Below are 3,508 nucleotides of genomic sequence, written 5' to 3'. Positions count from 1 at the left end.
CGGCTCTCCTCCACATTGTGGCGCATGAGATTTCGGTAAAGCAGGGGCCATCTGTCTGCAAGTGACAGCATATATTGGCGACGGATAACGATTAATGATGTCGCTGTCAGGGTTTTTGCTTCTATAACCCGGCCACCGTCAGTGACTAAGCAAGGCGCACCTAGCCAGGCTCCCATATCGCAATCATTAATGGCAAATTCATGTCCCATAGTGCTCGAAATGGCGGTTCGCACGCACCCTGACAGTACGCCGTAGACCGATGAGGTTTGCTCTCCAAGTGTCCAAACATAATAATTGGCTGGCAGCTCAATGATTTTCGATACACTGACAAGCTCATCGAGCAGATATTCGGGAATGTCATTAAACCAGTTCGATTTCTGAATAAATGATCGAATAGTGACTTTGTTATCCACGTAAACCTCTTTTCTGGCTTCGCCATTGCTGAAGAGCAACTGCCGACACTGTAACTTATTTTACGAGCAATGATAGGGATTATTCGTCATGTTTTATGAGGTTGAAAGGTCCGCAGCTAGCAACTGACACCCAGAGCAGAGTTAGCCTGTTAGCCTGAGGACTGAAAATTAACGCTTGCCTACAAATCTTAAACACGCTAACTTATAGTTAAATTGACTATAATTATCTGGGTGGCTCGTGCCACTTATGCCTTTAAAAAACTCTGCACAATTGAATCGCCCCAGTAGCTCATGGAATGAGATCCAAGCGCTGTCTATAGACAACGTTATTTTTGGTCTGGACCATAAGCAGTTAAAGGTCTTGTTGGTGCGTCAGCGCGATCCCAGACATGAGGGAAAGTGGGCTTTGCCTGGCGGTTGGATCCGCTACGACGAACATCTGCGCAGCGCTGCATCAAGGTTGCTAAAAGAGCTTACAGGGATTGCTGATCTCTATCTCGAGCAGTTGAAAACATTTGGCAAAGTCGACCGTTTCCCGGGTGAGCGCGTGATAACAGTTGCCTATTACGCGCTCGTCAGTGCAGACAGTTATCAGTTAGTGACTCAAGAAGAAGACGTCAATTGGCACACGATCGGCGAGGTCAGTGAGCTGGTTTATGACCACAATGAAATTTTGGCAGAGGCTCTAACACATCTGCGCCGAGAAGTTAGATACCGGCCAATTGGGCTCAAGCTGTTACCGCAAAAATTCACGCTGCTGGATCTGCAGAATCTTTATGAGGCAGTCCTTGGTGTGCAGCTGGATAAGGGAAATTTCAGACGCAAGGTATTGCGGTCAGGTCTTTTACTACCGTGTGATGAAAAACAGACAGGTGTGGCTCATCGAGCGGCCACTTTCTATCGGTTAAATCAATCTGCCTATGACGAACTGGTCGATCATGGGTTTCCAGTTCAATCGTTGGTGTAAGCAATCGAGGTAACGCAATGCTGAAAATGGCGATAATGAAAAACCGTAAAACGCGCGGCTCAAAACGGATCAGGTACTTGTTAATGGCATTTTTGAGTACAACGCTGAATGGAGCTGTGAATGCCAGCGATGCCGGGTTCACCAACCCGATTTTACGCGGCGGCTATCCAGACCCAAGTATTTGCCGAAAGGGTGAAGATTTTTATGTCGTAAACTCCTCGTTTGAATATTTCCCTGGGTTACCCATTCACCACAGCAAAGATCTAATCAATTGGGAACTTATCGGCTATGGATTGCATCGCCCGGACCAAGCTAGTTCAGCAGTGAATTTAGTGGACGTTCAGTCTGACGGCGGTATCCATGCGCCCTCAATCCGCTGTCATAACGATCGCTACTACATCATCACGACTAATGTTTATTCTCCTCCTGAGCCCGGTGTGCCGACTCAAATGGTCAATTTTGTGATCACAGCGGATGATCCGGCGGGTCCTTGGTCACAACCGCATGTTATTAAGGGCGCGCCTGGTATCGACCCTGATTTGTTTTTCGAGAGTGACGGAACGGTTTGGTATGTGGGTAATCACGCCCCAGAAAATCCTGCCTTTCAAGGCGAGGGTGAGATTTGGTTGCAACAGCTTGATCCAACGGAATGGAAGCTGATCGGAGAACGCTATTTTTTATGGCGCGGTGCTCTAAAAGGTGCGATTTGGGCAGAGGGTCCGCACATCTACAAAAAAGACGGTCGTTACTATCTATTGATCGCCGAGGGCGGTACCAGCTTTGATCACGCAGTAACCGTCGCGTCCAGCGATTCTCTTACTGGCCCCTATATGGGCAATAGCCGCAATCCAATTTTAACGTCACGTCATCTAAGCTATGACAACTGGGTCAACAGCACCGGACACGCCGATCTGGTGGAGCTGGAAGATGGCCGTTGGTTTGCTGTTGCCCTGGGTATTCGCAACGATATTGCTCGACGCTCAAACATGGGTAGAGAATCGCACTTGATCCCCGTACTTTGGGAGCAGGAGCCTTACGAATGGAAAGCTGAAAAGCTGACATGGCCAGTTTTTGCCCCTTCGAGTGGTCGCGTAGAAAGACAAAACCCCAGTCCCTTTCCCGGGACAAGCCAGAACAAGCCTTCCACGTTTGTTGACAATTTTGACCAAGCGGACTTAAAACTCGACTGGAACTTTAGACGGGTTCCAAAACCCGATTTGTTCTCACTACAAGCCCGCGAGGGTTTTCTAAGACTCTATGCTGATGAGGCGTTACCTCGTAATCGTGGTCGAGCCAGTTTGATGGGTATTAGGCAAACCGAAACCGATTTTGAGTACAGTGCTCAGATGCAATTTGAGCCGCTTCATGAAGGCTCCCAAGCAGGAATAACTCTGTTCCAGAAAGACGATAATTATATGAGATTCACAGTAGAGCAAAGGGCCGGTGGTTATCAGCTTGCTGTTCATGTGCGAGAGGCTCGATCAGAGCAAGAGAAAGATCTTAAAAGCCTTGAGCTTAAAGACTATCGGGGGCGAATCCAGCTTCGAATTGACTCGGGTAAGTCCTCCTATGCTCTTGCCTATTCGCTAGATGAGGGGAAAACTTGGGTCGAGGTGGCCTCTGTGCCAGGTGACAAGTTTATCAGCCAGGGCTATACAGGAGCCTACCTCGGTTTGTTTGCCCTAAGTCAGGGGAATCAATTCGCGGATTTTGCCGACTTCGACTGGGTAAAGTACGCCCCTAGGCCTCGATTGTAACAAGGTAGGTGGTTTGAAGTGTGCCATTGTGCAATGCCTGAATACAGCGTAGCCGGAGCGCGAGGTTAATTATCGGGTTTCTTTGTGTTAACTAAACTTCGGCTTTTTTGACTAGCATTTGGGAGGCAGGCATGGCCCACAATTGCAAAAAAAACGGGCCAGGAAAATAAACTATGACGATCGCTATCATCAACTCAAAATGTCTTAGTCATCTGCGGAAAGTAATCGGTATCGCGTTGATACCTGCTCTCATTGTAGCCTGCTCATCGCAGGATCAGGCCGGAGACCTAACGAATAAAGTACTCAAAGATGAGGTAATCGGCAAAAAGACCTATCCTTTCCTGCTGGCCTACAGCGAGACGGCTTCAGGT

3 protein-coding genes are annotated in these 3,508 nt (G+C 48.2%); 2 read left to right on the top strand and 1 reads right to left on the bottom strand.

Going from position 1 to position 3,508, the window contains the following annotated elements:
* A partial coding sequence (locus ACTF5Z_RS10135) for a Crp/Fnr family transcriptional regulator (protein WP_438985526.1) occupies positions 1-413 on the bottom strand: 413 nt, incomplete at its 3' end.
* A 247-nt stretch (positions 414-660) separates the two neighbouring features.
* On the opposite strand from ACTF5Z_RS10135, the gene ACTF5Z_RS10130 reads away from it, so the two are divergent.
* Positions 661-1,380 (top strand): NUDIX hydrolase, encoded by a 720-nt coding sequence (locus tag ACTF5Z_RS10130; protein WP_438985525.1) that lies wholly within the window; start codon positions 661-663, stop codon positions 1,378-1,380.
* Between the two features lie 83 nt (positions 1,381-1,463).
* The gene (locus tag ACTF5Z_RS10125) at positions 1,464-3,137 is read left to right on the top strand and encodes a glycoside hydrolase family 43 protein (protein ID WP_438985524.1); all 1,674 of its coding nucleotides are present in this window, start codon (positions 1,464-1,466) and stop codon (positions 3,135-3,137) included.
* Positions 3,138-3,508: the final 371 nt, after the last annotated feature.

It is taken from the genome of Aequoribacter sp. (assembly GCF_965659035.1).
Lineage (GTDB): Bacteria > Pseudomonadota > Gammaproteobacteria > Pseudomonadales > Halieaceae > Aequoribacter.
The sequence above is the reverse complement of the archived record's forward strand: the minus strand, read 5'-3'. Positions and strand labels throughout refer to the sequence as shown.